General features: G+C 54.4%; 30 protein-coding genes and 1 other annotated feature. Of the genes, 2 read left to right on the plus strand and 28 right to left on the minus strand.

Annotation, left to right across the window (positions count from 1 at the left end; all coding sequences use genetic code 11):
* Positions 1–13: 13 nt before the first annotated feature.
* The 22 genes from KXG62_RS07075 to KXG62_RS07180 all read right to left on the minus strand — a co-directional run bounded on the left by KXG62_RS07075 (position 14) and on the right by KXG62_RS07180 (position 16,756).
* Positions 14–184 carry a DUF2768 family protein gene (locus KXG62_RS07075; protein WP_343223445.1) on the minus strand — a complete coding sequence of 57 codons (171 nt, stop codon included), beginning with the start codon at positions 182–184 and terminating at the stop codon, positions 14–16.
* A 114-nt stretch (positions 185–298) separates the two neighbouring features.
* On the minus strand, positions 299–577 hold the full coding sequence (locus KXG62_RS07080; RefSeq protein ID WP_218091229.1) for a stage VI sporulation protein F: 279 nt from the start codon (positions 575–577) through the stop codon (positions 299–301).
* 105 nt (positions 578–682) lie between these two features.
* The gene (locus KXG62_RS07085) at positions 683–1,732 is read right to left on the minus strand and encodes an NAD(P)H-dependent glycerol-3-phosphate dehydrogenase (protein ID WP_218091230.1); all 1,050 of its coding nucleotides are present in this window, start codon (positions 1,730–1,732) and stop codon (positions 683–685) included.
* A gap of 28 nt (positions 1,733–1,760) precedes the next feature.
* Entirely contained in the window at positions 1,761–2,360 is a 600-nt protein-coding gene (plsY, locus tag KXG62_RS07090; protein ID WP_218091231.1) for a glycerol-3-phosphate 1-O-acyltransferase PlsY, read from the minus strand.
* A 12-nt stretch (positions 2,361–2,372) separates the two neighbouring features.
* A complete protein-coding gene (gene der, locus KXG62_RS07095) occupies positions 2,373–3,695 on the minus strand; it encodes a ribosome biogenesis GTPase Der (protein WP_218091232.1) in 1,323 nt (440 codons plus the stop codon).
* Positions 3,696–3,868: 173 nt separating this feature from the next.
* Positions 3,869–4,057, minus strand: a complete 189-nt coding sequence (locus tag KXG62_RS07100) for a capping complex subunit for YIEGIA (RefSeq protein ID WP_218091233.1) — start codon at positions 4,055–4,057, stop codon at positions 3,869–3,871.
* Between the two features lie 3 nt (positions 4,058–4,060).
* Complete coding sequence (locus KXG62_RS07105) at positions 4,061–4,975, minus strand: YIEGIA family protein (RefSeq protein ID WP_218091234.1); 915 nt, start codon at positions 4,973–4,975, stop codon at positions 4,061–4,063.
* A 60-nt stretch (positions 4,976–5,035) separates the two neighbouring features.
* Positions 5,036–5,662, minus strand: a complete 627-nt coding sequence (locus KXG62_RS07110) for a hypothetical protein (RefSeq protein ID WP_218091235.1) — start codon at positions 5,660–5,662, stop codon at positions 5,036–5,038.
* 38 nt (positions 5,663–5,700) lie between these two features.
* Positions 5,701–6,810, minus strand: coding sequence for a type 2 isopentenyl-diphosphate Delta-isomerase (gene fni / locus KXG62_RS07115; protein ID WP_218091236.1), 1,110 nt, complete (start codon positions 6,808–6,810; stop codon positions 5,701–5,703).
* A 30-nt stretch (positions 6,811–6,840) separates the two neighbouring features.
* Complete coding sequence (gene rpsA / locus KXG62_RS07120; RefSeq protein WP_218091237.1) at positions 6,841–8,061, minus strand: 30S ribosomal protein S1; 1,221 nt, start codon at positions 8,059–8,061, stop codon at positions 6,841–6,843.
* An 86-nt stretch (positions 8,062–8,147) separates the two neighbouring features.
* A complete protein-coding gene (locus tag KXG62_RS07125) occupies positions 8,148–8,732 on the minus strand; it encodes a lysophospholipid acyltransferase family protein (RefSeq protein WP_218091238.1) in 585 nt (194 codons plus the stop codon).
* A 2-nt stretch (positions 8,733–8,734) separates the two neighbouring features.
* Positions 8,735–9,421, minus strand: coding sequence for a (d)CMP kinase (gene cmk, locus KXG62_RS07130; RefSeq protein WP_218091239.1), 687 nt, complete (start codon positions 9,419–9,421; stop codon positions 8,735–8,737).
* A gap of 123 nt (positions 9,422–9,544) precedes the next feature.
* Positions 9,545–9,775, minus strand: coding sequence for a hypothetical protein (locus KXG62_RS07135; protein ID WP_218091240.1), 231 nt, complete (start codon positions 9,773–9,775; stop codon positions 9,545–9,547).
* Positions 9,776–9,839: 64 nt separating this feature from the next.
* A complete protein-coding gene (locus tag KXG62_RS07140; RefSeq protein WP_218091241.1) occupies positions 9,840–10,493 on the minus strand; it encodes a flagellar brake protein in 654 nt (217 codons plus the stop codon).
* 163 nt (positions 10,494–10,656) lie between these two features.
* Positions 10,657–12,015 (minus strand): germination protein YpeB, encoded by a 1,359-nt coding sequence (ypeB, locus tag KXG62_RS07145; protein WP_218091242.1) that lies wholly within the window; start codon positions 12,013–12,015, stop codon positions 10,657–10,659.
* Positions 12,016–12,118: 103 nt separating this feature from the next.
* Positions 12,119–12,283, minus strand: a complete 165-nt coding sequence (locus KXG62_RS07150) for a hypothetical protein (protein ID WP_218091243.1) — start codon at positions 12,281–12,283, stop codon at positions 12,119–12,121.
* A 53-nt stretch (positions 12,284–12,336) separates the two neighbouring features.
* On the minus strand, positions 12,337–13,029 hold the full coding sequence (gene prsW / locus KXG62_RS07155) for a glutamic-type intramembrane protease PrsW (protein ID WP_218091244.1): 693 nt from the start codon (positions 13,027–13,029) through the stop codon (positions 12,337–12,339).
* A 27-nt stretch (positions 13,030–13,056) separates the two neighbouring features.
* Complete coding sequence (locus KXG62_RS07160; RefSeq protein ID WP_218091245.1) at positions 13,057–14,301, minus strand: Glu/Leu/Phe/Val family dehydrogenase; 1,245 nt, start codon at positions 14,299–14,301, stop codon at positions 13,057–13,059.
* Positions 14,302–14,595: 294 nt separating this feature from the next.
* Positions 14,596–15,198 (minus strand): genetic competence negative regulator, encoded by a 603-nt coding sequence (locus KXG62_RS07165; protein WP_218091246.1) that lies wholly within the window; start codon positions 15,196–15,198, stop codon positions 14,596–14,598.
* Positions 15,199–15,423: 225 nt separating this feature from the next.
* Positions 15,424–15,810, minus strand: a complete 387-nt coding sequence (locus KXG62_RS07170) for a hypothetical protein (RefSeq protein WP_218091247.1) — start codon at positions 15,808–15,810, stop codon at positions 15,424–15,426.
* 144 nt (positions 15,811–15,954) lie between these two features.
* Positions 15,955–16,161 carry a hypothetical protein gene (locus KXG62_RS07175; protein ID WP_218091248.1) on the minus strand — a complete coding sequence of 69 codons (207 nt, stop codon included), beginning with the start codon at positions 16,159–16,161 and terminating at the stop codon, positions 15,955–15,957.
* A gap of 1 nt (position 16,162) precedes the next feature.
* Positions 16,163–16,756 carry a CPBP family intramembrane glutamic endopeptidase gene (locus tag KXG62_RS07180; RefSeq protein WP_218091249.1) on the minus strand — a complete coding sequence of 198 codons (594 nt, stop codon included), beginning with the start codon at positions 16,754–16,756 and terminating at the stop codon, positions 16,163–16,165.
* Positions 16,757–16,827: 71 nt separating this feature from the next.
* Between KXG62_RS07180 and KXG62_RS07185 the strand changes: the two genes are divergently transcribed.
* On the plus strand, positions 16,828–17,739 hold the full coding sequence (locus tag KXG62_RS07185) for a hypothetical protein (RefSeq protein WP_218091250.1): 912 nt from the start codon (positions 16,828–16,830) through the stop codon (positions 17,737–17,739).
* An 87-nt stretch (positions 17,740–17,826) separates the two neighbouring features.
* Here the strand turns inward: KXG62_RS07185 and KXG62_RS07190 are convergent, their stop codons facing one another.
* On the minus strand, positions 17,827–18,150 hold the full coding sequence (locus KXG62_RS07190) for a rhodanese-like domain-containing protein (RefSeq protein WP_343223442.1): 324 nt from the start codon (positions 18,148–18,150) through the stop codon (positions 17,827–17,829).
* A 132-nt stretch (positions 18,151–18,282) separates the two neighbouring features.
* Positions 18,283–18,529: a binding site (T-box leader), on the plus strand.
* A gap of 116 nt (positions 18,530–18,645) precedes the next feature.
* Here KXG62_RS07190 and serA point away from each other — a divergent pair.
* Positions 18,646–20,229, plus strand: coding sequence for a phosphoglycerate dehydrogenase (gene serA / locus KXG62_RS07195; RefSeq protein WP_218091251.1), 1,584 nt, complete (start codon positions 18,646–18,648; stop codon positions 20,227–20,229).
* 115 nt (positions 20,230–20,344) lie between these two features.
* Here serA and KXG62_RS07200 read toward each other — a convergent pair whose 3' ends face one another.
* From KXG62_RS07200 to resA, 5 genes are all read right to left on the minus strand, one after another.
* Positions 20,345–22,180 carry an ATP-binding protein gene (locus KXG62_RS07200; protein WP_218091252.1) on the minus strand — a complete coding sequence of 612 codons (1,836 nt, stop codon included), beginning with the start codon at positions 22,178–22,180 and terminating at the stop codon, positions 20,345–20,347.
* Positions 22,181–22,897: a response regulator transcription factor gene (locus KXG62_RS07205; RefSeq protein ID WP_218091253.1), complete on the minus strand. Its 717-nt coding sequence runs from the start codon at positions 22,895–22,897 to the stop codon at positions 22,181–22,183.
* 45 nt (positions 22,898–22,942) lie between these two features.
* Positions 22,943–24,190, minus strand: coding sequence for a cytochrome c biogenesis protein CcsA (gene ccsA / locus KXG62_RS07210; protein ID WP_218091254.1), 1,248 nt, complete (start codon positions 24,188–24,190; stop codon positions 22,943–22,945).
* Positions 24,187–25,872, minus strand: coding sequence for a cytochrome c biogenesis protein ResB (gene resB / locus KXG62_RS07215; protein WP_218091255.1), 1,686 nt, complete (start codon positions 25,870–25,872; stop codon positions 24,187–24,189). The genes ccsA and resB overlap by 4 nt, the downstream gene beginning before the upstream one ends.
* 77 nt (positions 25,873–25,949) lie before the next feature.
* Entirely contained in the window at positions 25,950–26,474 is a 525-nt protein-coding gene (gene resA / locus KXG62_RS07220; RefSeq protein ID WP_246627328.1) for a thiol-disulfide oxidoreductase ResA, read from the minus strand.
* Positions 26,475–26,494 lie beyond the last annotated feature (20 nt).

Consider the following 26,494-nt stretch of genomic DNA (forward strand, 5'->3'; position numbering starts at 1 on the left):
TGGCGTCCCTTCGTTACATGATGGAAACGATCATATACAGCAAGATCGGAACAAACAACAGAAAAGCGATGAACGACAATGCGAAACGAATGAACCCTTTTGTTTTGTTTCTTGCATATGTAATAAGAAACGATGCGACGAACATCAATCCGATGGCAATAAAAGATGCCCACATCTTGTCCATGGACGACACTGGAATCACGACCCCCGTTTATGTAGACTTTCGATGTAGCTATCATATCACAAAAAAAGCATAAGCGCGCTTGCCGGCCGCTTATGCCATGAAAATGTTAAAAAATCATTTTTTCATAATCATCTTCATCAGCTGCTCCATATTGCCGGGATTCATCTTGCTGCTCTTGATCGCTTGAATCAGCTCGTTCATCGTTTGGTCCGACACGGGCACCTTCACGAGACTGGACACCTGCTTGATGAGCTGCTTCAGCTGCGCATCGCTTTGCATCGTCGCCGGCTTGACGCCGCTCGCAAGCTTATATATGTCTTTGTCCGTCACGCTCTTGCCGGTCTTCTTCTTGACGACATTCAATACGTCCTTTTGCACGTTTTTGTCGGGCACAGGCTTTCAACCTCCTCAGACTTTGACAAAATAACCCGTCTCCAGGCGAAACAGTCAGTCTGAGGTATTATATGAACGAAAGCCGCTGTGCGTTCAGGCTTATGCCTAGTTAGCCCAACCGCTTTGGAACGGCTCGGCCAAATCCTCCATCTCGTGCGTTCGTCCGCGCTCCATCAAATCTTCAACGGCCGCCTTCGGCTGCTTCCCGTCGAACAGCACACGGTACAGCTCGTCGGCAATCGGCATCGTGATGTCGTATTGACGGGACAGCCTGTAAGCCGCCTGCGTCGTCTTCACGCCTTCGACGACCATGCCCATCCGGTCCAGCACTTCCTCCAGCGTCTGCCCTTGCGCCAGCATCGCGCCGGCTCTCCAGTTGCGGCTGTGCTTACTCGTGCACGTCACAACCAGATCGCCGATTCCCGCAAGGCCCGAGAACGTAAGCGGGTTCGCGCCCATCGCCACACCCAGCCTGGCGATTTCGGCAAGACCACGTGTCAGCAGCGCCGCCTTCGCATTGTCGCCGAACCCGAGGCCGTCGCTGAGACCGGCGCCCAGCGCGATAATGTTTTTGAGCGCGCCGCCGACTTCTACGCCGACGACGTCCGGATTGGTGTAGACGCGGAAAGACGGCGTAATCAGCAGATCCTGCGCTTTCTCCGCCGCCTCCTTGTCAACGCTGGCGACCACGACGGTTGTCGGACGCCGCTGAATGACTTCCTCCGCATGACTCGGACCGGACAAGACGGCCAATCGCTTCGGATCGTACCCGCTTAGCTCCTCCGCCAGCACTTCGGTCATCCGTTTCAGGCTGCCGGCTTCGAAGCCCTTGGTTGCATGAATGACGGTCGTACGCTCGTGCAAGTGCTGTTTCATCTGCGAAGCAACTTCCCGCATGGCGGAGGAAGGCGCGACGACAACGACGGCTTCCGCTTGATCCAGCGCCTCCTGCATGGAGCTTGTCGCCCGAATCCGGGGCGAGAGTTCCGCCTCGCTCAAAAACCGCGAGTTTCGGCGGTCGCGGTTGATCTCCTCCACCTGCGCCTCATTGCGCGACCACAGCATCACTTGATGCCCGTTATCCGCGAGGACGGCTGCGATGGCCGTCCCCCAACTGCCGGCAACGAGAACAGCCGTTTTGCTATTTACGGTCATGCGCGAACACCTCCCGATGAATGTGCGGTCAAGCTTGCCGTTTGGCTCCGAGCTTGTTCTCTGTGCCGGTTAGCAGCTTGCCGATGTTGGAGCGATGACGAACCCAGGCAAAAACGAACAGCAGCAGACTCAAAATGAAAATAGCGACGGGATAACCCATGAACCATATTAAGATAGGCAAAATGGCGGTAAACAGCAGCGAACCGAGCGAAACGTAACGCGTAAGAGCGATCGTTGCAATCGCAACCAAGCCTGCGATCAATGCGGGCAAAAACGCCAGCGTCACCATAACGCCAATCGTCGTTGCGATGCCTTTGCCGCCGCGAAATCCGAAAAATACGGGCCAGTTATGCCCCGCGATCACGCAGAGGCCGGCGAGCACCTGAATCAGCGCGTCGCCTCCGCTCAGCAAGCCGCCGATCCATACGGCCGCAACCCCTTTGAGCATATCGAGCAGCAACACGGTGATGCCCGGTCCTTTGCCGAGGACGCGCAGCGTGTTCGTCGCGCCGGCGTTGCCGCTCCCATGCTGCCGTATATCGATGCCCTTGAGCAGTTTGCCTGCCAAGTAACTGAAGCTGACCGAGCCGAGCAAATACCCGATCAGCAGCGATGCGTAACTTACCAAAGCGTTAGCCTCCTATTCGTCAACCGATTTTTTTCGCGTGAAAAATCGAAGCGGCGTTCCTTCGAAACCGAACGCGGCGCGTATTTTATTCTCCAGGTAGCGCTGGTAGGAGAAATGCATAAGCTCCGGATCGTTAACGAAAATGACGAAGGTCGGAGGCTTCACCGCAACCTGAGTCGCATAGTTGATTTTGAGACGCTTGCCTTTATCCGTCGGCGGCGGGGTGATCGCTACGGCGTCGGAAACGACGTCGTTGAGCACATGCGTTTGCACGCGAAGCGCGTGCTGCTCCGCTGCGGAATTGACGACCGGCAGCAGCTTGTGCAGCTTTTGCTTCGTCTTGGCCGACACGTACACGACGGGCGCGTAGGTCATGAACAAGAAATGATCGCGTATCTTTTGAGTAAATTGATGCATCGTCTTGTCGTCCTTCTCGACGATATCCCATTTATTCACGACAAACACGGCCGCTTTGCCCGCTTCATGCGCATATCCGGCAATATGTTTGTCCTGCTCGATAATGCCGACCTCGCCGTCGATGACGACCAGCACCACGTCCGCCCGTTCAATCGCTTTCATGGCACGCATGACGCTGTACTTTTCGGTCGTTTCATACACTTTACCGCGTTTACGCATACCGGCCGTATCGATAATTACGTATTTCTGGCCATCCTTCTCGAACGGCGTATCGATCGCATCGCGGGTCGTACCCTCCACATCGCTGACGATGACGCGCTCTTCGCCGAGAATGGCGTTCACTAACGAGGATTTGCCGACATTCGGCCGGCCGATCAACGCGACGCGAATAACATCCTCGCCGTACTCTTCCTCCGTCGTTTCCGGAAAATGCTTCACGACTTCTTCCAGCAGATCGCCGATGCCCGTGCCGTGCGAGCCCGAAATGCCGATCACTGCGCCGAATCCCAAGCTGTAAAACTCGTAAATATCGTCGGACCGCTGCAAATTATCCACTTTGTTGACGGCTACGACGACCGGCTTTTTGGCGCGATACAGCAGCTCCGCCACTTCGCTGTCCGCCGGCGTCACGCCGGCTTTGGCGTCCACCATAAACACGATGACATCCGCCTCTTCAATGGCAAGCTCCGCCTGTGCGCGGACGGAACGCATGATCTGATCATCGCCTTCAATCTCAATACCGCCGGTGTCGATAATGCTGAACTCGCTTGTCAGCCATTCGCCGATACCGTATAACCTGTCGCGGGTAACCCCCGGTTTATCCTCCACAATCGCCAGCTTGTCCCCAATAATCCGGTTGAAAATCGTAGATTTTCCCACGTTCGGGCGGCCGACGATCGCTACTACTGGCCTCGCCATTCAACTTCATTCCCTTCATACACCATAAGCCTCGTTAAAAGCGGCGCAACTTCTTTTTTTATCGATCCCAGCTGGTAAATCAAACCGTTCGGAAACAGTCTGTAAACTAAGATATTATAACAAAATCAAAGGGACAAGTAAATGAACCCCGCATGAAGCGCATTGAAGACCACTCAAGCGCCGCTCGAATGGTCGACAATAATAAAGGTGCCGTTTTGCAGATCGTGGGCCGCCGCATCCAATATTTTTTCCAGCTTGAATGCGGTTTGCTGCTGCTCCTCTGGAGTACCGGCGACAAAGATCGGAGCGCCGCCGCCTACCTTCTCATCGTCTAGCGTGACCACCGCTACTATTCTCCCCATGCGCTAAGCACCCGCCCTTTCTTCCTTGTTCACGCCCGCCTCGCTCGGCATGCGAACCGCGCATTCCAGTATCGGCGAGCGTTCGGCAACCGTACGCGCCTTCTCTGCGTCATACTCTTGCGGCAGCAGCAGCACGCCGAGGCGGCCGTCGTTCATATCAAGCTTGGCCAGCGGCATCAGCGCCGGCTCGCCCTCATCGCGATAAACGCCCATGATCGTTGACACGTCGTGCAGCAGTGCCTGGCGCTGCCCCGGATTAGCGATCGTGATCCGGCTGTTCCGGTTTTTGGGCACAAGCACGAGACCGATCGCTTTTTCCGAGATGATTTTGCGCGTATCGTCCAGCCCGACGTTCATCATATAGATGTCGTCGACAAACAAGTTAGGCCCGTCCAGCTTCACCTGGCCGATTCGAACCTCGGCGATATGAGACACATTTTTACCGCTTTTGAACATATTCGTGACAAGTATGGAGATAATCCCCGTTGCGATTCCCCAATACCATGCAAAGACGATGCTGAAGAAGGAAGTGACGAAAGCCGAGAAGATGACCAAGTAATTTCGCCCTTCGAACACCATCGCAATGCCTTCGATGTAAGAGGCGCCTCTGGGCACAAGCTCCATGCTGTCGATTTTGCTGAGCGACTGCCGTTCCATGTTGCGCACATCGCGAAACTGCTGCGCCGCCAGCGATAAAAAAGTGACGGCGGTGTAGTTTTTATCGATCAACGACGGAACGGCGACCGCCCCCAGCCCGGCCGCGATCACACCGAGCGAAATATGTACGATTCTTCCGTGCGGATAGGTCGGATACTGCCGATAATCGGTTCTGAGCATACTGAGCCGGGACGCTACGCCAAATAACACGCCCAAAATGATGCCCACCGTATACTTTTGCTCCACGATCCAAGCCCACATGGCTGTTCCTCCTTTGTCCTTAGCCGCGCGGCTTCCCGGGACGGCATGACGGTAGCCGGGTTACGGCCTGCGCTGACGAAGCGATTCCCACACGAATACGGCCGCTTTCTTGATCCCGAGCACCGTTTGCTGCAGTACGAGCGATACGCCTCTCGCCGCAAAGACTGTCAGACACCACAAATCTTGAAACGAAGTGCCTCCCAGGACGACATGCGCCTGCTTATAGTGAGAATAAGCGTACATGGCTTCGCCGGTAACAAAGCCGAGGGAAATGGCTGCGATTTGGACGGCAGGCCTTCGCAAGGCGGCCGCAGCAATCGTACCGGAAATCAACGCGATCGTCACGCTGCCGCTATACACGATCAGCGTTGGCATCAAATGAATCGTTTCTTTCAAAAAAAAGAAAATCGATCCGAGAAGCAGTCCTACCGATAGCGCATGCAGCCGCTGAAACGATTCGTAGGAACGAACAAACACATACAAGGCCGTGCCGAGCAGCAGCGGCGCAATACCGAAAATTTGCATGCCGTTCCACTCAAAGCTCCAGCGGAAAGCGATAAACCAGACAACAAAAAAAAGAAGTAAACTCGTATGAGAAATACCTCTTATCAATATGTCCTTCCAGCCGCTGGCAAACAGAATGAGGGCAACGATCATTAAGACAAACGACAAATATCCTGCATTCATGCGCACCCACCCAAGAAAAAGCTTGTCCCTTCTTTTCCTTAGTATGGCTCTCTATGTAGTTTTATAATCGCTTTCCATTCATTGGCATATCCGTTACGGCGCGCGTAGGCATCGGTCGCAATGCCGCGCGCGCCGCACCACCGCTCCGTCTCTCCCCCGATGACGACAGGCATCGATTGAAGCGCCTCGATCGAAGCGGCGCCCATCGCGGTCATCAATAAGCGGAGCTCGTCATGCATCGCGCCGATCCGACCGATCAATGCGGCTGTCCCTTTCGTACGCTGCACCTTCAGGAAGGCGCCGGCAATGCCGACGGCCGATGCGCCCAGCGTCAATGCTTTGCAAACGTCCGCCGTTTGCGCGATGCCGCCCGTAGCGATCAGGGAGACGTCAGTTTTCGCGCGGCGCTTCGCTTCCAGCGCTTCCAGCAGCGATATGGCCGTATTGCAGCCCCAGTCGTTCAGCCACCCCATCGGCTGTCCGCGTCTTGCATTTTCGATGGCTGCAAAATTCGTTCCGCCGGCGCCGCCGACGTCGATCATCTTCACACCGAGCGAAAGCAGCGTTTCTACGCTTTCGCGAACCATGCCAAAGCCGACCTCCTTGACCATAACAGGCACTCCGACTTGCCGCACGATCGCGCCGATTCGCTCCAGCATGCCGTTGAACTGACGGTCTCCCTCCGGCATGATCAGCTCCTGCATCACATTCAGATGGATTTGCAGCGCATCGGCCCGCAGCATATCTACGGCGCGCTTCGCCTGCTCCACCGTTGCTTCGCTGCCCAGATTGCCGAACACCAGTCCGTTCGGGTTCACTTTTCTAACGACCTGATAGCTGGAAGCCATTTCCGGATTTTTGATGGCCGCCATTTGCGAGCCGACCGCCATCGCCAGTCCCGCTTCCCGAGCGGCAACGGCCAGCTCTCTGTTGATTTCCTCCGTCTCGTTCGCCCCTCCGGTCATCGCATTAATAATAATCGGCGAGCTCAAAGTGAGTTCGCCGATACGGGAATTTAACGCTATTTGATCGGAGGAAATGCCCGGGAGACAGTTCGGCAGCAGCTTGATGCCGCCGAATCCGTTGTTGCCTCCCGGTCCAAGCTGGAGAGCGTGATGCACATGCTCCAGTTTTCTTGGGATTCGCAATTCCACTCCTCATTTCGTTACAGTAATGGCTTACTTGAACTTGCTCAGCTTGTCGCCGAATTTCTCGCCGAGCGTCAGGTTGAAGCCTTGATTCTCTTCGTAAGAAACGGTTTCCTTTTCTCTGCGAGGCGCGCGCTCTCCTCTTTCGGCTCTCGGCTCGCGAGCAGGCGCTTCTTCCGTTTCCTTGATGCTCAAGGAAATGCGTTTCTCGCTTGGGTTCACGTCAAGCACCTTCACTTGAACTTCCTGGCCTTCCTTCAACACCTCGAACGGCGTCGCGATATGGCGATGGGAAATTTGCGAAATATGCACAAGGCCTTCTACCCCAGGAGCCACTTCGACGAACGCGCCGAATTGCACCAGACGTCTTACCGTACCTTTGATGATATCGCCAATTTTGATATTGCCGACTTGCTGCCAAGGCCCTGGCTGGGTCGCTTTGATGCTGAGCGAAATGCGCTCGTTCGCCGGATCGACCTTCAGCACTTGCACTTGAACCTTGTCGCCTTCCTTCACGACTTCGGACGGGCTCTCTACATGGTGCCATGCCATCTCGGAGATGTGCACCAGGCCGTCTACGCCGCCGATATCTACGAATGCGCCGAATTGCGTCAGGCGCTGTACCGTACCGTCCAGCTGTTGACCTACGGACAGGTTCGACAACGTCTCCTTCTTCATAGCGTCCGCTTCTTCGTCAAGTACGTCTTTTTGCGACAGGATGACTTTGTTCTTCTCGCGATCCATTTCTTTCACGCGAAGACGAAGCGCGCGTCCTTTGTAATCGCTGAAATCTTCAACGAAAGTGCGCTCTACCATGGAAGCCGGTACGAAACCGCGCAAGCCCACATCAACGACGAGTCCGCCTTTGACAACTTCAGCAACGGTCGCTTCGAGAACGGTTTTGTTCTCCATGTCGGCCGACAGCTTATCCCATGCTTTCTCGCTGTCGATGGCGCGCTTGGACAGAACGACTTTCTCGTTCTTCTCATCGATGTTCAGCACCTTGAGTTCAACTTCCTGCCCGACTTCCACGCCGTGCGCCGCATCTTCCAGCGTAACGGAGGAAAGCTCGCGCAGCGGAATGACGCCGTCGTATTTGTAGCCAACATCGACAATGGCTTGATCCGCTTCCACCTTAAGGACTTTGCCTTTGACGATTTCGCCCTTCTTCAAAATATTGACGTTTGCCATCGACTCCTCTTGGGAAACGGCGGTTTGCAATTCTTGCTCTGCTTTGACTTCTTCTGACATGTCAAATACCCTCCTTAACAACCTGGCAACATTTAATGTATTTGGGAAATAATTTACTTCATCTGATTTATTCAGTATGCCACGATTTATGATTTCGATTCGTGCTGTTTCACGAGGCTGCGTATCGCTGTCATAATTTTATCGGTAGCCTGCTCCAAGCCTTCGGAACCGCTGTCGGCGAACTCGCTGATGTCGACCGGCGATCCGTACACGACCTTCATTTGGCGGAATAATTTATAATTCCCGACAATGGCAGCCGGTACAACCGTTGCGCCCGACTTCAGTGCCAGACTGGCGGCGCCCTTCTTGCCCATTCCCCCGGCGTTGCTTCGCGAGCCCTCAGGAAAGATTCCGAGCATCTCCCCGCTCCTCAGGAGCTGAATGGACAATTTGATCGACTCTTTGCTCACGCCCCCCCGTTTGACCGGGAATGCGCAAATGCGGGGCAGCACATAGCCAAGTACGGGAAGCTCGAACAATTCGGCTTTGGCCATATAATGAACTTTCCGGTCCAGCGGCGTACCCAACACAGGCGGATCAAAATTGCTGATATGATTGCAGCACAACACGACCGGTCCTTCGGCCGGAACGTTCTCTTTGCCGACCGCCTTCAGCCGGAATAACAGGCTGAACATGATTCGAAACAGGAAGCGAAATGTAAGATAAAGCATTCTTACTTCCCTCCGTGTACTTGCGTCTTGCACAACTCCAAAATGGCTTCCACCACTTGCGGAATCGGCATATCGGTCGTATCCATGAGCACGGCGTCATCAGCCCGGACGAGCGGAGACGCTTCTCTCTGCTGGTCCATCCGGTCCCGTTCCGCGATATCGCGCTCGAGCCGCTCCAGCGTAATGTCCACATCCGGCTGTGCTTCTTTCATTTCCCTGTACCGGCGTTCCGCCCGCACGCGAACGCTCGCAGTCAAAAAAATCTTCACCTCGGCGTCGGGGAGCACATGGCTGCCAATGTCTCGGCCATCCATGACAACGCCTTTGCTTTTGGCGAGTTCCTGCTGCTTGGCGGTCAAAACGGCGCGGATCTCGGCAATGGAAGACACTCTGGATACATTACCCGTAACGTCGGGCGTCCGAATCACGCCGGTGACGTCTTCTCCGTCCACATAGACAAGCTGGCCGTTCTCGCCGGGCACAAGCCGAATCTCCATGCCGCCTGCCAGAGCGATCATCGCTTCCGTCTGATCCGGACGGAGCCCTTCCTGCAGCACTTTCCATGTCACGGCCCGGTACATGGCGCCCGTATCGACATAAATGAAGTCAAGCTCCTTGGCGACAAGACGGGCGATTGTGCTCTTCCCCGCCCCTGCTGGGCCGTCGATTGCAATATTAAATTTTTCCAAAACTGCGGCCTCCTAACAAAATGAGCGCGGACAAGCTTCCTGAAAAAAAAACAGGCCGAAGCCTCGAACGATGAAAATTATACCATAGGTTCGACACGGATTGCAAAACGAACGCCCGTCCGCTTAGTTCGCCGTCGTCTTCGCGAGCGACGCATCGTAGCGGCTTCCCTCCATTTGCTCCACCTTCACAATCCTGTAACGAAGCTGCGGGATTTGCAGCAGCAGCTGTGAAACGACCAAGGCAAGCAGCAAGATCGCGATGGCGATGAGCAGCCAGCGCTCAACCTTCCGGCCAAACGCGATAAATAACGCTTCGTAACCGTCTTCCGCCTGCCGCCTCGGGTCTCGATCCATTACGTCCCACTCCGTCCCGTACATTTTGGGTCGTAGTGTGTCCCAATTGAACAAGCCTTATGCATCAATTTTTCCTGAATTCGAACTGCCGGTCGAAACAGAACTGAATGATCTTTTGCCGGTCGCGGTCGGAGATATCGATAAACCGCATCATCACCCGCTGCGTACCGGGCTCGGTCGATACGATCCGAACGACTTCGCTTTTGAACGGCACATGATCGTTGTGCCCGTTCTTGGCCGGGAGAAGCAGCCAGCAGTCCAAAACGTTATGCGCCGTCAGCGGTATGTAATCGTCGCATAGCAGCGAGATGCCGCCGCCCCCCACATCGTCGGTCAGCGCCACGAATTGAAGCTGTTCGGAATGCTTAACGGCCACCTCAAGCTCGGCATGGACGCGAAGGAAATTGCGCCGCTGCACTTTGGTAATCGATTCGGGAGCCGGTTTGGCAATATGAAACAGATGCATGACATGATTGGATACGCCGATAACCGTGCTGATAAAATAATTTTTAATTTCCATATCGTCGAAAAAATAGATCGACAGCACGTTGCCGTACGAGAGTGCGCGGGAACGCCCGGTGTTCACTTCGACCGGAATTTCTATGAATATCGTATCGTCCGTCATATCGGCGATTCTTGACTTATACTCCTCGACCGGCTCTCCTCCGTCAAACGGATTGATTTTTATATATAAAATTTGATTGATTTTCGGAAGCATGACTACACCCCCCTTTCCCTTAAAACATACATTCCGTCACATATTATAACACGAGTGAAATATATGGAAAGTAAAATATGCGGGGTTGTCCGCTCCCCACCTTGCCTTAGCGCCAAACAAGCCCGGCGAGTTTCACCGGGCTTGTTCATTCGTTGAGTCCGTATCAAGTTCGCAGCTGCGCCTCTTCGCTTCCAATCCGGTCGATTTTCTCTTGCGCGCCGCTGTCCGCATTGATATATATGCGGTAAATACCGCCGTTGACGCGTCCGATATACTGGTAACACTGCACCTCTTCGTCAATATCGTTGCGAATCAGCGCTTTGTCCGCGCTTTCCACTTTGAAATTGGTGCTCAGCGTTTTGCGGGCTTCTGCATCCGTCAGTTTCGGGGCATTGATTTGCCGTTCTTTTTTGTCGTAAGCATAATCGGCCGCATCCATTCCGATCACTTCGCCGTTATCGAGCGCCACCTTCACGGCCACTTTTTCCAGGTAATTGATGATGCCGTTCTTGTGAGTGGCGAAGGTCATGTTCGCTATATTGTTATATTCGTCATAGCTGACCGCGGTCATCTCTTTGTAGTCGCGCTCGTCCAAGAACTGGGCCGCCACATCGCGCGCCGTGCGCAGGTCCAGCTGCTTGGAAGGCACTTCCCGCATCGCAGAATACCATAACAGCTGCCCGCCTTTTTTGGAGTAATCCATGTACAGGTTGCCGTCCGAGGTCCCCTGCTTCGGCATGCTTACGCTGTAAGATTGATTTTCCGTGCCAGCGCCGTTCTCCACCACCTGCAGCGGAGAGCTATCTTGCAGGCTGAGAAACTTCGCCGCCTTCTGCTTGATCTGATCGATGCCCTCTTCCTGACCGGAGAGCATGCTCATGTTCCGGTTTTGGTACACGCTCATGACCGTTGGGCTCCACTCGATCTCTGGATATTCGCCCACCTTCTTGTCTACCGTGGTGAATCCGTCGATAATCGCATTATCATGCGGATTGTCTTGCTTGGCCAGCGCAAGCTCCACATCCATCCAGCGCAGGTTGCTCTGGAGTACCTTGCTCTGCACGCCCCGAAGCTCGGTGGAGATTTCGCCTGAATGCTCATAGAGCGTATTCAGCGTCTTCATCTCTTTCTCGTCCAGCGGCTGCTTGCTTAAATCACGAACGGCCGCACGGTACGAAAAATTCGCGATATTGGCCAAAAAGTCTTCCGTTTTGCTGAACGGCAGCAGCGTCAGCGGCAGCTGACTGATTTCGTTTTGCGCCTGACTCGTGATGCGCCATACGTTGATCAGTCCTTTTTTGTACGCATCCTGCGAGGTCGAATTGACGGCCAGCGTATTGCCAAGCTCGGTATGCAGCTTGTCCACGTGAAAGGATAAATCGTGAAACGCCCGTTGATACTGGTTCTCCGCTTTGATCAGCACGGAGTTTTTCTCCTGATGCTCCAAGTACCCCCATACGCCGGTACCGATGAGGGCAACGAGCAGGATGGGGAACATGACAATGCTCAATCTTTTATACATAGTCGAGAAATCTCCCTTCATCAGCAAAACTTGGGCTTAGTTTTCACCTGATGAACAGCGCTTATACATAGAAAAAAACCGGCGCTGCCGCCGGCTTTCCCGCTTAAAACTCATTCGTTTCGATGTCGAAATCGTTCTCGTTATTGCAAATGCATTGCTTGAAGCCGGTATCGATCCGGCCTTTTTCTTTTCTCCCTTTCAAGATGAAGCGTTCGCCGCAAGCTCTGCATCGAATCGTCACTTTCACGCGGACATTGGCTACCGTCATACATTCCCTCCGTACTTATAGAACGTTTCTGGTAGCCAGTATAGACCGATTTGTCAAATTTTAACCTGTTCCTCGCGCTGGATGACGCGAAGCGGCGACCGGGCGTTCGCGTGACTGACCTTCCACAGGCTGCGAATCCATAAAAACGTCATCAGCGGGACCATGAACCAGATCCAGTATGTCTTCGTGACAAGCATCGTATAGTCGAATACCCCGTGCCAGAAAATCGGCAAAAGCAAAGCGTAGCTTAAATGCTTCCGGCTTGCGTCCGGATTGAATTTGGCCTTGCCGAGATGGTAGCCCATAATGACGCCGAACATCGCATGCCCCGATACCGGCAAGAAAGCCCGCATCATCAGCGCCGAGAAGCCGGACGCGTTGAAAAACGCGTAAAAAACGTTCTCCAGCGTCGCAAAGCCGAGCGAAGCGGCAACCGAGTACACGATCCCGTCGTACGGCTCGTCAAACGACGTATGCTTGTATATGACGAAGTACACCAAAAACCATTTGAAAAACTCCTCCGTCGCCGCCGACGTCACAAACGCAAAGACGAACGGATGCTCTCCAAGCCCTTGAACCAGCGCACGCTGCAGCACCATGATCGGGAATACGAGCAGCACACCGAATAAGAACAGCTTCAGCACTTGGGAAATCGGCTCCGGATCGTAACGGTCCTTTAAGTAAAAGTAAGACAGCAGAGCGACACCAGGCGCAATCGCCGCCATCAAGACTGACAAGACGCTCATAGTGTCCCTCCAATCGCTATGGAATCATTAAACCCAGCCGCGGAAACGGGCGGCCTCCGCCATTTTGCGGACACCGACCATATAAGCGGCGAGCCGCATGTCGACATTTCTCGTCATATGAACATTATAGACATTTTCAAAAGCTTTTTCCAACATTTCTTGGAGTCTGGTATGCACTTCCGATTCCGTCCAGTAATACCCTTGGTTGTTCTGAACCCATTCGAAGTAGGAGACAACGACTCCTCCCGCGCTGGCGAGCACGTCCGGCACGATCAGTACGCCGCGGTCGGACAATATTTTGGTCGCTTCCAGCGTCGTCGGTCCGTTGGCCGCTTCGACGATGATCGGCGCCTTAATCCGGTGCGCATTCTCGGCCGTAATCTGGTTTTCGATCGCGGCAGGCACCAGAATATCGCACTCCTGCTCCAACAGTTCTTTATTGGTGATCGTATTCGTAAACAGCTTGGTGACCGTGCCGAACGAATCGCGGCGGTCGAGCAAATACTCGATATCCAGTCCGTCCGGATTGTACAGTCCGGCGTACACGTCGGAAATACCGACGACTTTGGCGCCCATCTCATGCATGAACTTCGCCAAATAGCTGCCGGCGTTGCCAAAGCCTTGAATGATGACGCGCGCGTCCTGCAGCGGGATGCTGCGTTTCTTAAGCGCCTGCTCAATCATGATGGTAACGCCCTTGGCGGTAGCCGTCTCGCGGCCGTGCGATCCGCCGAGCACGATCGGCTTGCCAGTAATGAAGCCGGGCGCGTCAAATTCCCGGATGCTGCTGTATTCGTCCATCATCCATGCCATGATTTGCGAGTTGGTCATGACGTCGGGCGCGGGAATGTCTTTGGTCGGGCCGACGATTTGGCTGATTGCCCGCACGTAGCCCCGGCTGAGACGCTCCAGCTCGCGGAACGACATTTGGCGCGGGTCGCAGATGATCCCGCCCTTGCCCCCGCCGTACGGCAGATCGACGATGCCGCATTTGAGGCTCATCCAGATCGAGAGCGCTTTTACTTCGTCTTCATTGACATCCGGATGAAAGCGGACGCCGCCCTTGGTTGGGCCGACCGCATCGTTATGCTGCGCCCGGTACCCTTTGAAAATTTTCACCGAATCGTCGTCCATCCGGACGGGGATGCGTACCGTCAACAGCCGGATCGGTTCCCTCAGCAAATCGACCATCGCAGAAGAGTAACCCAGTTTGGTAAGTGCCTGCTCTATAATATATTGCGTGGATTCGAGTACGTTCAAGTTTTCGGCCATAGCTCATCCCATCCTTTTGTCTGATCGTTATTGTCGCACGCAGGGCGTGATTATGAACGTGTGAACAGCCCGTAATATCCTGGCATTACATAGTAGTCTAACACTTTCGCGACGCGCCGATTCATCCGATTCCGCGGGTAGCTTCTCCAGTGGATTCCTTCGGCTTATGGCCAGGCAAATCTGCCGTTCCGAATCGCTGCCTGCGCCCGTTCAGCAATAAAAAAGCACTCCGCAAAAACTTGAACGTTTTTGAGAATGCTTGCCTATTTCATGTTGGTATGAATCGCCCGTTCTTTATGAAAACTTGGCGCAAAGTACTTTAACCGCGTCGGACTCAATCACGGTCTTCCCGTATTCTTGAAGTACCGCTTCCGTTACGGATGCCGCCTCTCCAAATTCGGAAAGAATCGCTACAACGGATTGGAGCAGCTTCTCCTCCATCAGTTCCGCATCAAGGAGCAAAATCCACTTGTCCTTGTACGAATACAGCGATCCGCCGTCAATTAAAAGCGGGTTCAAGACTTTGGCCATGCGCAGTAAATCCTCGAAATCATGGAAAGCGTAAGTAATCTGGTCGGTTTCGTCCATCGTGACTTCAAGCTCGTAGACTTCATCCACTTCGTCATCAAGTGTATCGTCCGAATGACTGAAATTCATCTTGCCGCGAGTGACGATGACGGCCATCCCTTGCGCCGGCATATTAAGAACTTCAACAGCGAGCGGCCCCGATGCGTCAAAACCGAGCTCGGTGTAAGCCTGATCCATCATTTCACTGAACAGCTCGTGAACTTTCGGGATTTCTCTCCACATGTCATCCTTATGAATGCCGCGCTCCGTTAAGTCATCGAATGTGAGGAAAATCCGTATCTTGTCCTGACTTAAACGCTCCATTTTCATACTGGATTCCTCCTTGCCGACTGTAATAACAGCTTATGAAGTGTGGTTGCAAAAGGTGTAACGTGGTGGCAAATCAATAGCTTGTATTAATACTACCACTATTATATCACAAACGTAAAAGAAAAGAACGGTTATAAGCTGAATTTTACCTCCATAACGCAAAAAGACGCGGCCACCGCCCGAAAAGGAGACGGTTTCCGCATCTTGAGCCGAATTACGGCTATTTTATTGGACTTGCAGCTCTTCCTTTTGCTTGTTGCCCGACAATATATCCTCGACCTGCGACTTGAGTTTCGGATCCTGATTGACGATGTCCGACACCTTGCCCAAGCTGCCGGAGGAGAACACTTCCTCGTAATCGCTGTTTTTGGCCGATTTGGCCGAATGGCTCTCCCCGGTTGATGCCGCCGATTTGGAAAACGCCGGAGTATCGTTAAATTTGCTCTTCGCGGAGTCCGATTTGTCGTTATTCGCCGAGTTCATGTTCATCATGCTGCCGACGGAGCCGTTCTTGCTCAGAACGGACCACAGCATCGACTTGTTCCGATTCGAGAAATAAACAACGGCCGCGGCTCCAACGATGCCGCCCAATAAAAAAGAACCGAATCTCATGGCCATCCCTCCGTTAGTAAGATGTATTCCTCCGTATTTTCCGCCATCTCGAAGGGACGCATGCATGATAAAATAAGGAAACCTTCCCTGCAGCCGCTGCTTGCGAGCGAGCCACCCCGGAGGAACCGGTTCCAGGGCCGTCAATCACCCTTGGAGCAGCCTCCATCCCCAAGCCAGAAGCCCGATCACAAGCAAAATAAACAGCCAGAGCAGCGTCCGGTAAAAGTACTTGAGCCATTTTTCTTTTTCCGGCTGGTGCACCGTCCTTCTCGGAGGCAAATAGTCGTCGGGCTTGTCCGTTTCCGGATTCGCCTGCTCATCCGGCACCGTAGTCGGTTGTTTGGTGTTCATTTTATTCCTCTCTCCTGTATCGAAGAATGCAGCCCATCGCGAAGTCGATCATAAAGTGCGCTGCAATCGGGGTCCACAGCGTTCCCGTGTGAATATAAATGTACCCGAGCCCGTAGCTGATGCAGAAGACGAGCCCCGTCATCAGCCAATGCTGCAAATACCGGACGTGGATCGCCGCGAAAATAATGCTGGTCCAGTACGGACCGCACCATGTCTGAACGGCGCCGCGGAACAGCAGCTCCTCGCAAAATGCGACAACAAACGACAGCAGCGCGATATGCCATAGCGGCCTGTTTTTGAACAGCATTTCGTTGATCCCGCCGTCATCGGTCACCTCCGGGGGGACCCATCGGGATATGAGCAGATCGACGGCCAGTACGATCAGCGCGAAGCCAAATCCCCAGATCAGGATCGTTTCCCCCGGGCCCAGCGTAAACACCGCGCCCAGGCGAGGCTTTTGAAAAAGCAGCAGCAGCACGGCCAAGATCAAAATGAGCAGCTGCGTGACATATACGTTGACAAGCAGAAACTTGTCGTCGATTTCATCGATGTTTACTTTATGCAACTTAAGTCGTTTCATGTCAAATTTCTTCATAAATGATGATTCCCTTTTTAGACAATTTCACCTATACTAACAGCATAGAAATAGGATAAGGGGGCCGTTTTATGGAAAAAAGGCTGAATCGAACGGACTATTTATTTGCCGCCACCTTTATTTTTATGCTGGTCGTGGCACTCGGAGCCTTCTTTTTCGGCATGCAAATGGGACAAGACCGCGCGACGCTCAAATATGAGGACCTGATCGTCAAACAGAGCGACGCTTCCAAAAGCTTTACCGCATACCATCAACAATATTTGGTGTCATTCTATCATACCATTTATGCACCCTACAGGGAATTTCATAAAAAGTGGTTCGATAAAATGGATGAGCTGCAGGCGGGCCGTTCGTCCGATGCATCGCTGATCATGAAGGATCTCAGCAAGCTCGCAAGCGACAGCTACGAAGCGCTCGGTTCCAAATCGATGCCGGATTCGTCGCCGCTGCTGCAGGACGCGCATAAAAACTATATGAAGAGCCTGAAGCTGTTCAACGAAGCGCTTCGCGGCTACGCATCCAAAGCGAATGCGGTCGCTGCGCCGGATTTGGTGAAGCAGCTAAACGGCGATGCTTATATTACGGAAGCCAAAAGCTTCGCGCTGACGGCGGAAAAACAATATTACGACGCCATTCTAAAATGGCATGAGAGCGTCGATCCGCAGTTCAAGCCGATCGATCCTTCCAAGCCGGTCGCGCTGCAAGACTGGAGCGGCCTCGCCTTCAATATGAAGAACGATTACGTCGCGCAGCAGCTCGCCGCCGCGAAAACGTTCACTGCCTTCACGCCGCAGGACTTGACGAGCCGGATCGACGAAATGATCGCCAGCGGGCAGGCCAAGAAGCTGAATTTGACCGGGGTAAATCAAGTGATCGACCTGCTCTCCGGTACCGACGCCGTGCGCAGCGGCGACTTCCTTCGTTATAAAAACCGTCTGTACGCGAACGAAACGTTACCGCAGCTTCCTTTCTTCACCAACTGATTCACCCGGTGCCGGCCGGCGTCCGGTATCGCGAATCATGGTTCAAAAGCCGCTGGATCCGATGCAATCGGCCAGCGGCTTTTCGTTTCAGTCGTATTGAAAGCCGGTCAGCTGCGCCAGCGCCGCCATCCCGCCTTCGACGTTCACCACCTGCTCGAAGCCGTGCTGCTTCAGGTAGTAGCACACATGCATGCTGCGAACGCCATGCGCGCATACAATGTATAACGGCCGATCCTTCGGCAGCTCCTCCAGCCTGTCCGGGATCGTATTCATCGGCATCAGCTCGGCTTCTTCCATATGGTAATATTCCCACTCGGCGGGCTCTCTAACGTCAATCAAGAGCGAATTCGTCAGCTCCCCGCGCTCCAGCTTCTCCATCAGTTTCGCGGGTTCTATGTTTTCCATCATCATTTGTCTGCGCCCCTTTCTTTCCCCTTTATCTTAGCACGGGGCAGCGGCGCAGCGAAAGTATGCGGAAAATTTCGACGGCTATTGACAAGGAAGAAACGCTCATGGTACGCTAGTTAAAAATTTCAACATTTGGATAAAACGAAGACGGAGACAAGAACAGCGCGAAGCGTGCAGAGAGCCGGTGGTTGGTGCGAACCGGACGTACTTCTACTGTTCGGAGCACTCCAGAGTTGCTGCGGTGAATGGTTCTCATGTAGTTGCAGCCGGCAGGAAGCCGTTACCTTTCCGGGTCCGGATCGTTCGGACCGAATGAGGCTGTTTGCGCGAGCAAGCAGCGAATTAGGGTGGTACCACGAGAATCAAGCTCCTCGTCCCTTGTATGCGCTAGACGTATCGGGATTGAGGGGTTTTTTGCTGTTTTCGCGGACCACGCGCCGGCACGGCGAGCTAATGAATGCGCAGGGGCAAAGACAAACAAACGGAGGGAAATCGAAAATGTACAAAGTACTGGTTATGGACGGCATTAGCGACATGGGGATTCAATTGCTGTATGATGCCCCGGATGTGGAAGTAGAGAAAAAGAACGGTCTTACCGAAGATGAACTGGTAGCCATTATCCCGCAATACGACGCACTGCTCGTGCGCAGCGCCACCAAAGTCACCGACCGCATTATGGGCGCGGGCGACAAGCTGAAAGTCGTCGGACGCGCAGGCGTCGGCGTAGACAATATTGACCTGGAAGCAGCGACCAAGCGCGGGATCGTCGTCATCAATGCACCGGACGGCAACACGATCGCAACTTGCGAGCTGACGTTCGCCATGATGATGTCGGTAGCCCGCATGATTCCGCAGGCTTACAAAAAAACGGTCGGCGGCGAGTGGGACCGCAAAACGTTCGTCGGCGTAGAGCTTCGCAACAAAGTGCTCGGTGTGCTCGGCATGGGCCGCATCGGCAGCGAAGTCGCCAGACGCGCCAAGGCGTTCGGCATGACCGTGCTCGGCTACGACCCGTTCTTGACGGAAGAACGCGCCGAAAAGCTCGGCGTGAAGCTAGGCACGGTGAACGAGATTTGCGCCCAGGCGGATTTCATTACGGTGCACACGCCGCTGACGAGCGAAACTCGCCATATGATCAGCCGCCCGCAATTCGAGCTGATGAAAAAAGGCGCGCGCATCATCAACTGCGCACGCGGCGGCATTATCGATGAAATGGCGCTCGTGGAAGCGATCGATACCGGCATCGTGGCCGGCGCCGCATTCGACGTATTCGAGCAGGAGCCGCCTACGGCCGATCATCCGTTCCTGAACAACCCGCGGATTATCGTAACGCCGCACCTCGGCGCTTCGACCGTCGAAGCCCAGGAGAACGTAGCGATCGACGTATCGGAAGAAGTGCTGCACATTCTGCGCGACGAGCCGTTCAAAAACGCGGTGAACATGCCGCCGGTACCGGCCAACGTGCTCAATAAAATTCAGCCGTACTTCGGTCTGGGCGTCAAGCTTGGCGAATTCCTCGGACAAACGGTCGAAGGCGCGATCAGCGAAATTACAGTCAGCTTCTCAGGCGACCTGATCGATACGGATACGTCCCCACTGACACGGCATATCGTCAAAGGCGTGCTGTCGCATCAGCTCGAAGGCGTCAATATCGTCAACGCGATGCATCTGGCGAAAACGCGCGGCGTCAATATCGTCGTTCAAACGTCGGCCGCATCCCAAACATTTACGAACCTGATCACGCTGACGCTGAAGACGAAGAGCGGTCAGCGCACCGCCGCCGGTACGCTGCTGGCAGGCTACGGCGAACGGATCGTGCAAATCGACCAGTTCCCGGTCGACTTCGCGCCAGCAGGCCACCTGCTGCTCATCTCGCATAACGACAAGCCGGGCATCATCGGTAAGGTTGGCACCTTGCTCGGCAGTAACGACGTGAACATCGCCACGATGCAAGTGGGACGCAAAACGTTCGGCGGCTCGGCCATCATGGTGCTTACAACGGATAAAGAAACCCCGAAGGACGTGATCAAGCAGCTGGAGCAGCTGCCAGAGCTGATCGCGGTCGCGGAACTGACGCTGTAATCCGACCGGCGCTCCTGCGCCGAGGCTTTCATACATTCACGGTTACCACCCCATATAGAGAATCAAAAAAAGAAGCTTCGGCGAACGCCGAAGCTTCTTTTTTTGGTTTCTTCGTCTAGTTCTGCTTGATTGGAAGCAAAATCGAAAATGTCGTCCCCTGCCCCAGCTGACTTTTAACCTGTACGGCCCCGTCATGCGCTTCTACGATGTTTTTGACAATAGAGAGTCCAAGACCTGTGCCGCCCGAAGCCCCCCGCGTACGGGCTTTGTCGGCCTTGTAGAACCGTTCGAAGATGAACGGCAGATCTTCCGGCGGGATGCCGTGTCCCTGGTCGGCAATATCGATCTGTACGGCCGGCTCGCCCCGCCATTCCAGCCGCGATGCTCTCAGTTCGATCGCCGCATGAGGCGGCGTGTGCCGCAGCGCATTGTCAAGCAGATTGGTGAGCACCTGCTCCAGGCGATCTTCGTCCGCCCGCATCAGCACAAGCCCATCGTCCGAAAACGAACACGTGATGACAACCTCGCGCTCCTTGGACAGCGCCGCGAATTTCCGTTGAATCCGCCGCAAGAACGGCTCCAGCTCCAGTTCGCGGAAATGAAGCTCCATGTTGCCCGTCTCCATCTTCGCCAAATCGAGCAAATCTTTGACCAGCCGGCCCATCCGCAGCGATTCGTCATGAATGACTTGAGCCAGCTCCTTGCGCTCTTCCGGCGATGCCGCAATGTCGTCGAGCAGTGCTTCGCTGTACCCCTGCAGCATCGACAGCGGCGTCCGCAGCTCATGCGAGACGTTGGCGACAAAGTCTTTGCGCAGCTTGTCGAGCCGGTGCTCCTCCGTCACGTCCCGCATGACGGCGACTACGCCGCGCACCGCATCGCGGGAGTAGAGCGGCGCCATGACGACGTCCCATACTTCACTTTGCACATGCAGCTTGGACGTCATCTCTGTGGCTTCGCTGATGACCGTCTGAAAGAGCGGCTGCATCGGCATCGGAATACGATAGGCCGGTTCCCCGGCGGAACCCGTGCCGCCCGTCTCCGACCAGCCGATCCGCCCCCATTCGCGGATGATCCGCTCGCCTTGGGGATTCGTCAAGATGACCTGCCCGTCCGCGTCGGACGTAATGACGGCATCCGTCATGCTTCGCAGCACGCTGGCCAGGTGCTCCTTCTCGTGGCTGAGCGCCTTGATCGTATCCGAAAGCTGCTCGCCCATATGGTTAAACGTCTGCCCCAGCTCGCCAATTTCATCGGATGACGTGATCGGCACCCGCGTGCCGTATTCTCCCTTGGAGATGAGATCGGCCGCTTTGCGCAGCTTTTGCAGCGGCTGGGTAATTTTCGTCAGCAGAAAGAAAGCGAAAAACGTCGTCATCAGAAAGCCGCAAACCCCGACGACTACGAACAAATGTTTGACGTAAGATTGCGTTTCTTCATAAGACTGCGTGAGTTGGTACAGGATGAGCGCCCCGCCGGTTTGCGACTGCGATTCATTCATGAACGGCACGGCGACGGCCGTATATTCCCGGTTCATCGGCGTTTGCGGAATCGGTCCGCCGACGACGCGGTTATCGATAATTTGGCCGGCAAACACCTTTTGCAGGTCGGCCCTGGGGAAAAAGGACTCGAAACTGAGCGCAGGGCTTTTCGGCTGGTCGATCGGCGAGTTGATCAGCTTGAACTCCGTATCGATCACGATCGTGCTCGCTTCCTGCGCGCTCAGCAGCTCATTGACAACCTGCAAGTATCTCCGCTCTTCCCGATGCAGCGATATTTCGTCCGCCACCTTGACGGCCATCTTGCGCAAATTGTCGACCTGGTCCTGCGACTTCGGAAACGACGTCTCAATATACCGGAATAAAAAGAGGCTGAGCGTCAACAGCACAACGACAACCAGCCCAATAATCGTAATCCACAATTTGCCTACGATGGTTCGGAGTATAAACACTTATTTCGGCACCTCGAGCTTGTAGCCGACGCCCCATACGGTCGTAATCATGCCCGCGGCATCCGGCGACACTTTATTCAGCTTCTCGCGAAGCCGTTTGACATGTGTATCCACCGTCCGCAAATCGCCGAAAAATTCATAATTCCACACGTCTTTGAGCAGCTCCTCCCGCGAGAACACCTTGTCGGGCGAGACCGCCAAATAATGGAGCAGCTCATACTCTTTCGGCGTGAGCGCCACTTCCTGGCCCCCGGCCGTTACCCGGTGCGCGTCGTGCTCGATGACCAAATTCGGGAACACGATATTGTTGCTCGTGTTCACTTCCTTGGACAAGTACGCCGTCACCGAGGAACGGCGCAAAATCGCCTTCACCCGGTAAATGACTTCCCGGGGGCTGAACGGCTTGACGACATAATCGTCCGCGCCGGATTCAAATCCCTGCACCCGGTTCGTCTCCTCGCCCTTGGCCGTCAGCATAATGATCGGCGTCGATTTCACCTGACGCAGCCTCGCGCAAACCTCGTTGCCGTCAATGCCCGGCAGCATTACGTCGAGCAGGATAAGATCGAAGTCGGCGTCCATTGCCTTGCGAAGCGCCGACTCCCCGTCCTCCGCTTCTTCGATCGCGAAATTTTCTTTCTCCAGATACATTCGCAGCAATCGGCGAATCCGTTCTTCGTCGTCTACGACCAAAATCGTCTTTTTCGGTTCTGTCATCTGCCCAACCTCCTTATTCACGTTCATTTCATATTCAAATCGTCATTACACGCCGGAATACGAGTGCAATCCGGCAATCACCAGATTGACGCCGATCAGCGTAAACATGACGACGAGAAAGCCGATTACGGACAACCAAGCAGAACGCTTGCCCTGCCAGCCCCGCGAAAGGCGAAGATGCAAATAGGCCGCATAGAACAGCCATACGATCAAGGCCCATACTTCCTTCGGGTCCCATCCCCAGAACCGCCCCCAAGCTTCCGCTGCCCAAATCATTGCGAAGATCAAGGCGCCGAGCGTAAAGATCGGATAGCCGATCGCAATCGCCCGGTAGCTGATCTCGTCCACATCATCCGGGTCCATGCCTTGCAGGAGCGGCTGCAGCGCCTCGCCGAGCGGACGGCGCACGATAAGCCGCAGGATGGCATACAGCAGAACTCCGCACAGTACAGACCAAATGACGGTATTCAGCTTCCGTCCGGCATTGGCGCCCTTCATCCAGGACGGCGCTTCGAACATCGGCTCTTTCATGCCGAGAAACGGCTTCATCTCGACCAGCTTGCCCTGATACGGGGCGACGATCGGAGGCAGCACGTAATCGACATTTTGCTGAATCACTTGCTCCACATTATCTTTTCCCGTTACGGTCACATCGTTGGCGAACCGGGCATGATACCCCGCTCCGTTAAAGCTGAAGATGGCTGCGACGAACGCGATAATCAACACAAGCGTGAACAGGGTGAACTCCACGCCGCGCTGTTCCCGCCGGTCCTTCGGGTCCGAGCTCTTGAAGTTGATGCTTTGCAGCAAATACATGAGCCCCCCGGCAAAGCCTACGGCGAAGAACGCTTCCCCGAAAGCGGCCGTCGTCACGTGAATTTTCAGCCAGTAGCTCTGCAGCGCCGGAATGAGCGGCTGCACCTCATGCGGGAACACGGAGGCATAGCCGATAATGATGATCGCGATCGGTACGGCAAAAATGCCGAGCACCGGCGTGCGGTACAAAAGAAAGACGATAATGAATGCCAGTACGATCATCATGGCTAGAAACGTCATAAATTCGTACATGTTGCTGGTCGGAATATGACCGGCTTCCGCCCAGCGGGTAAAGAAGAACGCGAGGTGGGAGAGAAAGCCGATCACCGTCAATAACAGCCCGATGTTCCCCCACCGCTTCCCGTATGCTTCCGGGTCGGTCACCATGACCGATTTTTTGCCGGTGATCGCGATCACGAATCCGATCAGCGCCAGCGCGTAGACGATAAAAGCAACGAGCAAAAAATTACTGCTCACGATTCTGCCACCCTTCTCTCTAACGACTTGGGATCGACTGCGATCCCGCTTTTCTGCAGCGTATCCGCCACTTCCTTGCGCACGCCGAACCAGTTTTTATTCGTATGGGCTCCCAGCGTGATCCGGTTGTCGTCGATGCGCAGCCAAACGCGCCGGTGCTGCCAATAAAATCCCATAATCAAGCCGATCATCGATATGGCGGCGCCAACCCAGATGTAAGGCATCGCCCGGTCGATCCGAATGTTAAGGAAGCTGATATATTCCGAGATCGTCACGTCATCCATCGATCCGACGGACAGTTCAAGCTTCTCGGCGAGCGCCCCGTTGATTTCGTCTTGTCGGAAATTGACCTTGTCGACCTGGCGCGGGAAATAAATAAACGGCTCCCACTGGGAGGACATCCCCGGCCCGGTAATCGTGAAGACGAATCCCGGCATCTTCGGCTCATTGGATTTCGTGAGGGGCACGCCCTTATCGTCCAGCGCGAATTCCGGGAAGTACGCCTTCAGCTTCAGCTCGTAAGGTCCCGCCTTGTACACTTCCTCCGGCTTGTCCATCCGGATATCCAGCGTACCATACACTTCGCCGGTCTTCTTATCCTTCAGCGACGGCTTCACGGCCAGCAGTACCGGCGACAGGCTAAAATCGAACTGATACGCCATAAAGCCTTTATATTCGAGCGGCTTGTTCACGACGATATCCTGCCGGTGCACTTCCTCGAGCACCGGCTCCTTCACCGGATCGCTGCAATTCGCTTTACACTCGTACAGCACCGCTTTCGTTTCATACACCTTCGGAACGTCCTGTCCTTTGGCGCGAAACTCCTCCGACATTTCATCCGGCGCGTAAAAGTCGATCGTAAACTTCTCGTTCTTCAAGTAATACGGCGTATCCTGAATCTTGACGAGCTTGCCCTCGGGAAACGCGAGATGCTGATCCATATGCCATCCGGGAATGCTGCGCATCAGCACGGCCCCGAGAAAGATGATCAGTCCGATGTGATTAATGTAAGGTCCCCAGCGGCTGAAACGATACTTTTCCGCCAGCAAAGCCGTACCGTCGGTATGTACGCGGTAATGCTTCTTTCTCAGCTGCTCCGCCGCTTTCGAGGTCCAGGCCACCGCCGCCGCCTCGCTCGAAGCGCTTTCCCCGGCGGACGGAAGCATGCCGCTGAACGTCACTTTCTGTCTCGTCAAAAAGCTCGGATGCTTGCGGATTTGCTGCTTGCTCAGCGCCCGGTACAGCGGCAGCACCCGGTCCAGGCTGCAGACGACGAGCGAAGTGCCGATCATGAACAGCAACAACTTGTACCACCAGGACTCGAATGTGTGGGACAATCCCAAAACATAATAAATTTGACCGAGCGTCCCGTACGTTTCCTTGTAGTATACCGACGGATCCAGGTTCAGGAACGTGCTCTCCTGCGGATAAACGGTTCCCAGCATGGAAGTCAGCAGCGTAATGACGATGAGATAAATGGCGATTTTGACGGATGAAAAGAAATTCCATATCCAATCCAGCAAGTCCGGGTTTGCCCGCTGCGAGCGTCGGGCAACGCCATCGTATTTCATCTCGAGCACTTCGCTGCCGTCCTCGTCCATCAGCGGCTTGCCGCAAGATTCGCATAGCACGGTGCCGATATGATTCTGATGTCCGCATTCGCATTTTGTATTTTGAATCATGGCGCCTCCTGCGTATACGCGAAAAAAAAGCAGTGGGTCTTGCATGGAACTCGCTGCTCTTTTTCCGGCATACACGCTTATTTTAATAAAGTCGTTAACGTACTGTCGATATAAGCCTCCGTCATTTCACCGATTTTGATTTCTGCAATTTTGCCGTCGGTGCCGATGAAAAACGTTGTCGGGTATTGCGTAACGCCATACCGCTTGCGGTTCTCTTCGTTCTTGTCGAACAAGATCGGAAAGGTCACGTTATATTGACTGATAAAATTTTGCACCGCCACGCGCGGTTCGTCGAGATTGAGTCCGAGAAACTCCACGTTTTTGCCCGCCCACTTCGCATGCTGGCGTTCCAGCGCCGGCATTTCGTTGCGACAGGGCTCGCACCACGTTCCCCAGAAGTTGACAACCGCGACTTTGCCTTTGGCATCCGAAAGCTTATACGTTTTGCCGTCCAGTCCGAGCAGCGTAAAATCCGGGGCTTTGGAACCGACCTCGGGCTTCTTGTCGCTAAAAAATAAATTGCTGACAAGCGTCAATGCGCCGACGGCGACAATGACGGCGAATATGGCAATCTGGATCCACTTTCTATTTTTCCCCATCATCCCACACCTTCAAACGAATT

The organism is Paenibacillus solanacearum (assembly GCF_910593845.1).
Lineage (GTDB): Bacteria > Bacillota > Bacilli > Paenibacillales > NBRC-103111 > Paenibacillus_G > Paenibacillus_G solanacearum.

What these genes read in the sequence shown, in the direction of transcription:
- KXG62_RS07075 (WP_343223445.1), bottom strand. Translation starts at nt 184, where the DNA reads ATGGACAAGATGTGGGCATCTTTTATTGCCATCGGATTGATGTTCGTC.
- KXG62_RS07085 (WP_218091230.1), bottom strand. Translation starts at nt 1,732, where the DNA reads ATGACCGTAAATAGCAAAACGGCTGTTCTCGTTGCCGGCAGTTGGGGG.
- der (WP_218091232.1), bottom strand. Translation starts at nt 3,695, where the DNA reads ATGGCGAGGCCAGTAGTAGCGATCGTCGGCCGCCCGAACGTGGGAAAA.
- KXG62_RS07100 (WP_218091233.1), bottom strand. Translation starts at nt 4,057, where the DNA reads ATGGGGAGAATAGTAGCGGTGGTCACGCTAGACGATGAGAAGGTAGGC.
- KXG62_RS07105 (WP_218091234.1), bottom strand. Translation starts at nt 4,975, where the DNA reads ATGTGGGCTTGGATCGTGGAGCAAAAGTATACGGTGGGCATCATTTTG.
- KXG62_RS07110 (WP_218091235.1), bottom strand. Translation starts at nt 5,662, where the DNA reads ATGAATGCAGGATATTTGTCGTTTGTCTTAATGATCGTTGCCCTCATT.
- rpsA (WP_218091237.1), bottom strand. Translation starts at nt 8,061, where the DNA reads ATGTCAGAAGAAGTCAAAGCAGAGCAAGAATTGCAAACCGCCGTTTCC.
- KXG62_RS07125 (WP_218091238.1), bottom strand. Translation starts at nt 8,732, where the DNA reads ATGCTTTATCTTACATTTCGCTTCCTGTTTCGAATCATGTTCAGCCTG.
- KXG62_RS07135 (WP_218091240.1), bottom strand. Translation starts at nt 9,775, where the DNA reads ATGGATCGAGACCCGAGGCGGCAGGCGGAAGACGGTTACGAAGCGTTA.
- KXG62_RS07140 (WP_218091241.1), bottom strand. Translation starts at nt 10,493, where the DNA reads ATGCTTCCGAAAATCAATCAAATTTTATATATAAAAATCAATCCGTTT.
- ypeB (WP_218091242.1), bottom strand. Translation starts at nt 12,015, where the DNA reads ATGTATAAAAGATTGAGCATTGTCATGTTCCCCATCCTGCTCGTTGCC.
- KXG62_RS07150 (WP_218091243.1), bottom strand. Translation starts at nt 12,283, where the DNA reads ATGACGGTAGCCAATGTCCGCGTGAAAGTGACGATTCGATGCAGAGCT.
- prsW (WP_218091244.1), bottom strand. Translation starts at nt 13,029, where the DNA reads ATGAGCGTCTTGTCAGTCTTGATGGCGGCGATTGCGCCTGGTGTCGCT.
- KXG62_RS07160 (WP_218091245.1), bottom strand. Translation starts at nt 14,301, where the DNA reads ATGGCCGAAAACTTGAACGTACTCGAATCCACGCAATATATTATAGAG.
- KXG62_RS07165 (WP_218091246.1), bottom strand. Translation starts at nt 15,198, where the DNA reads ATGAAAATGGAGCGTTTAAGTCAGGACAAGATACGGATTTTCCTCACA.
- KXG62_RS07170 (WP_218091247.1), bottom strand. Translation starts at nt 15,810, where the DNA reads ATGAGATTCGGTTCTTTTTTATTGGGCGGCATCGTTGGAGCCGCGGCC.
- KXG62_RS07175 (WP_218091248.1), bottom strand. Translation starts at nt 16,161, where the DNA reads ATGAACACCAAACAACCGACTACGGTGCCGGATGAGCAGGCGAATCCG.
- KXG62_RS07180 (WP_218091249.1), bottom strand. Translation starts at nt 16,756, where the DNA reads ATGAAGAAATTTGACATGAAACGACTTAAGTTGCATAAAGTAAACATC.
- KXG62_RS07185 (WP_218091250.1), top strand. Translation starts at nt 16,828, where the DNA reads ATGGAAAAAAGGCTGAATCGAACGGACTATTTATTTGCCGCCACCTTT.
- KXG62_RS07190 (WP_343223442.1), bottom strand. Translation starts at nt 18,150, where the DNA reads ATGATGATGGAAAACATAGAACCCGCGAAACTGATGGAGAAGCTGGAG.
- serA (WP_218091251.1), top strand. Translation starts at nt 18,646, where the DNA reads ATGTACAAAGTACTGGTTATGGACGGCATTAGCGACATGGGGATTCAA.
- KXG62_RS07205 (WP_218091253.1), bottom strand. Translation starts at nt 22,897, where the DNA reads ATGACAGAACCGAAAAAGACGATTTTGGTCGTAGACGACGAAGAACGG.
- resB (WP_218091255.1), bottom strand. Translation starts at nt 25,872, where the DNA reads ATGATTCAAAATACAAAATGCGAATGCGGACATCAGAATCATATCGGC.
- resA (WP_246627328.1), bottom strand. Translation starts at nt 26,474, where the DNA reads ATGATGGGGAAAAATAGAAAGTGGATCCAGATTGCCATATTCGCCGTC.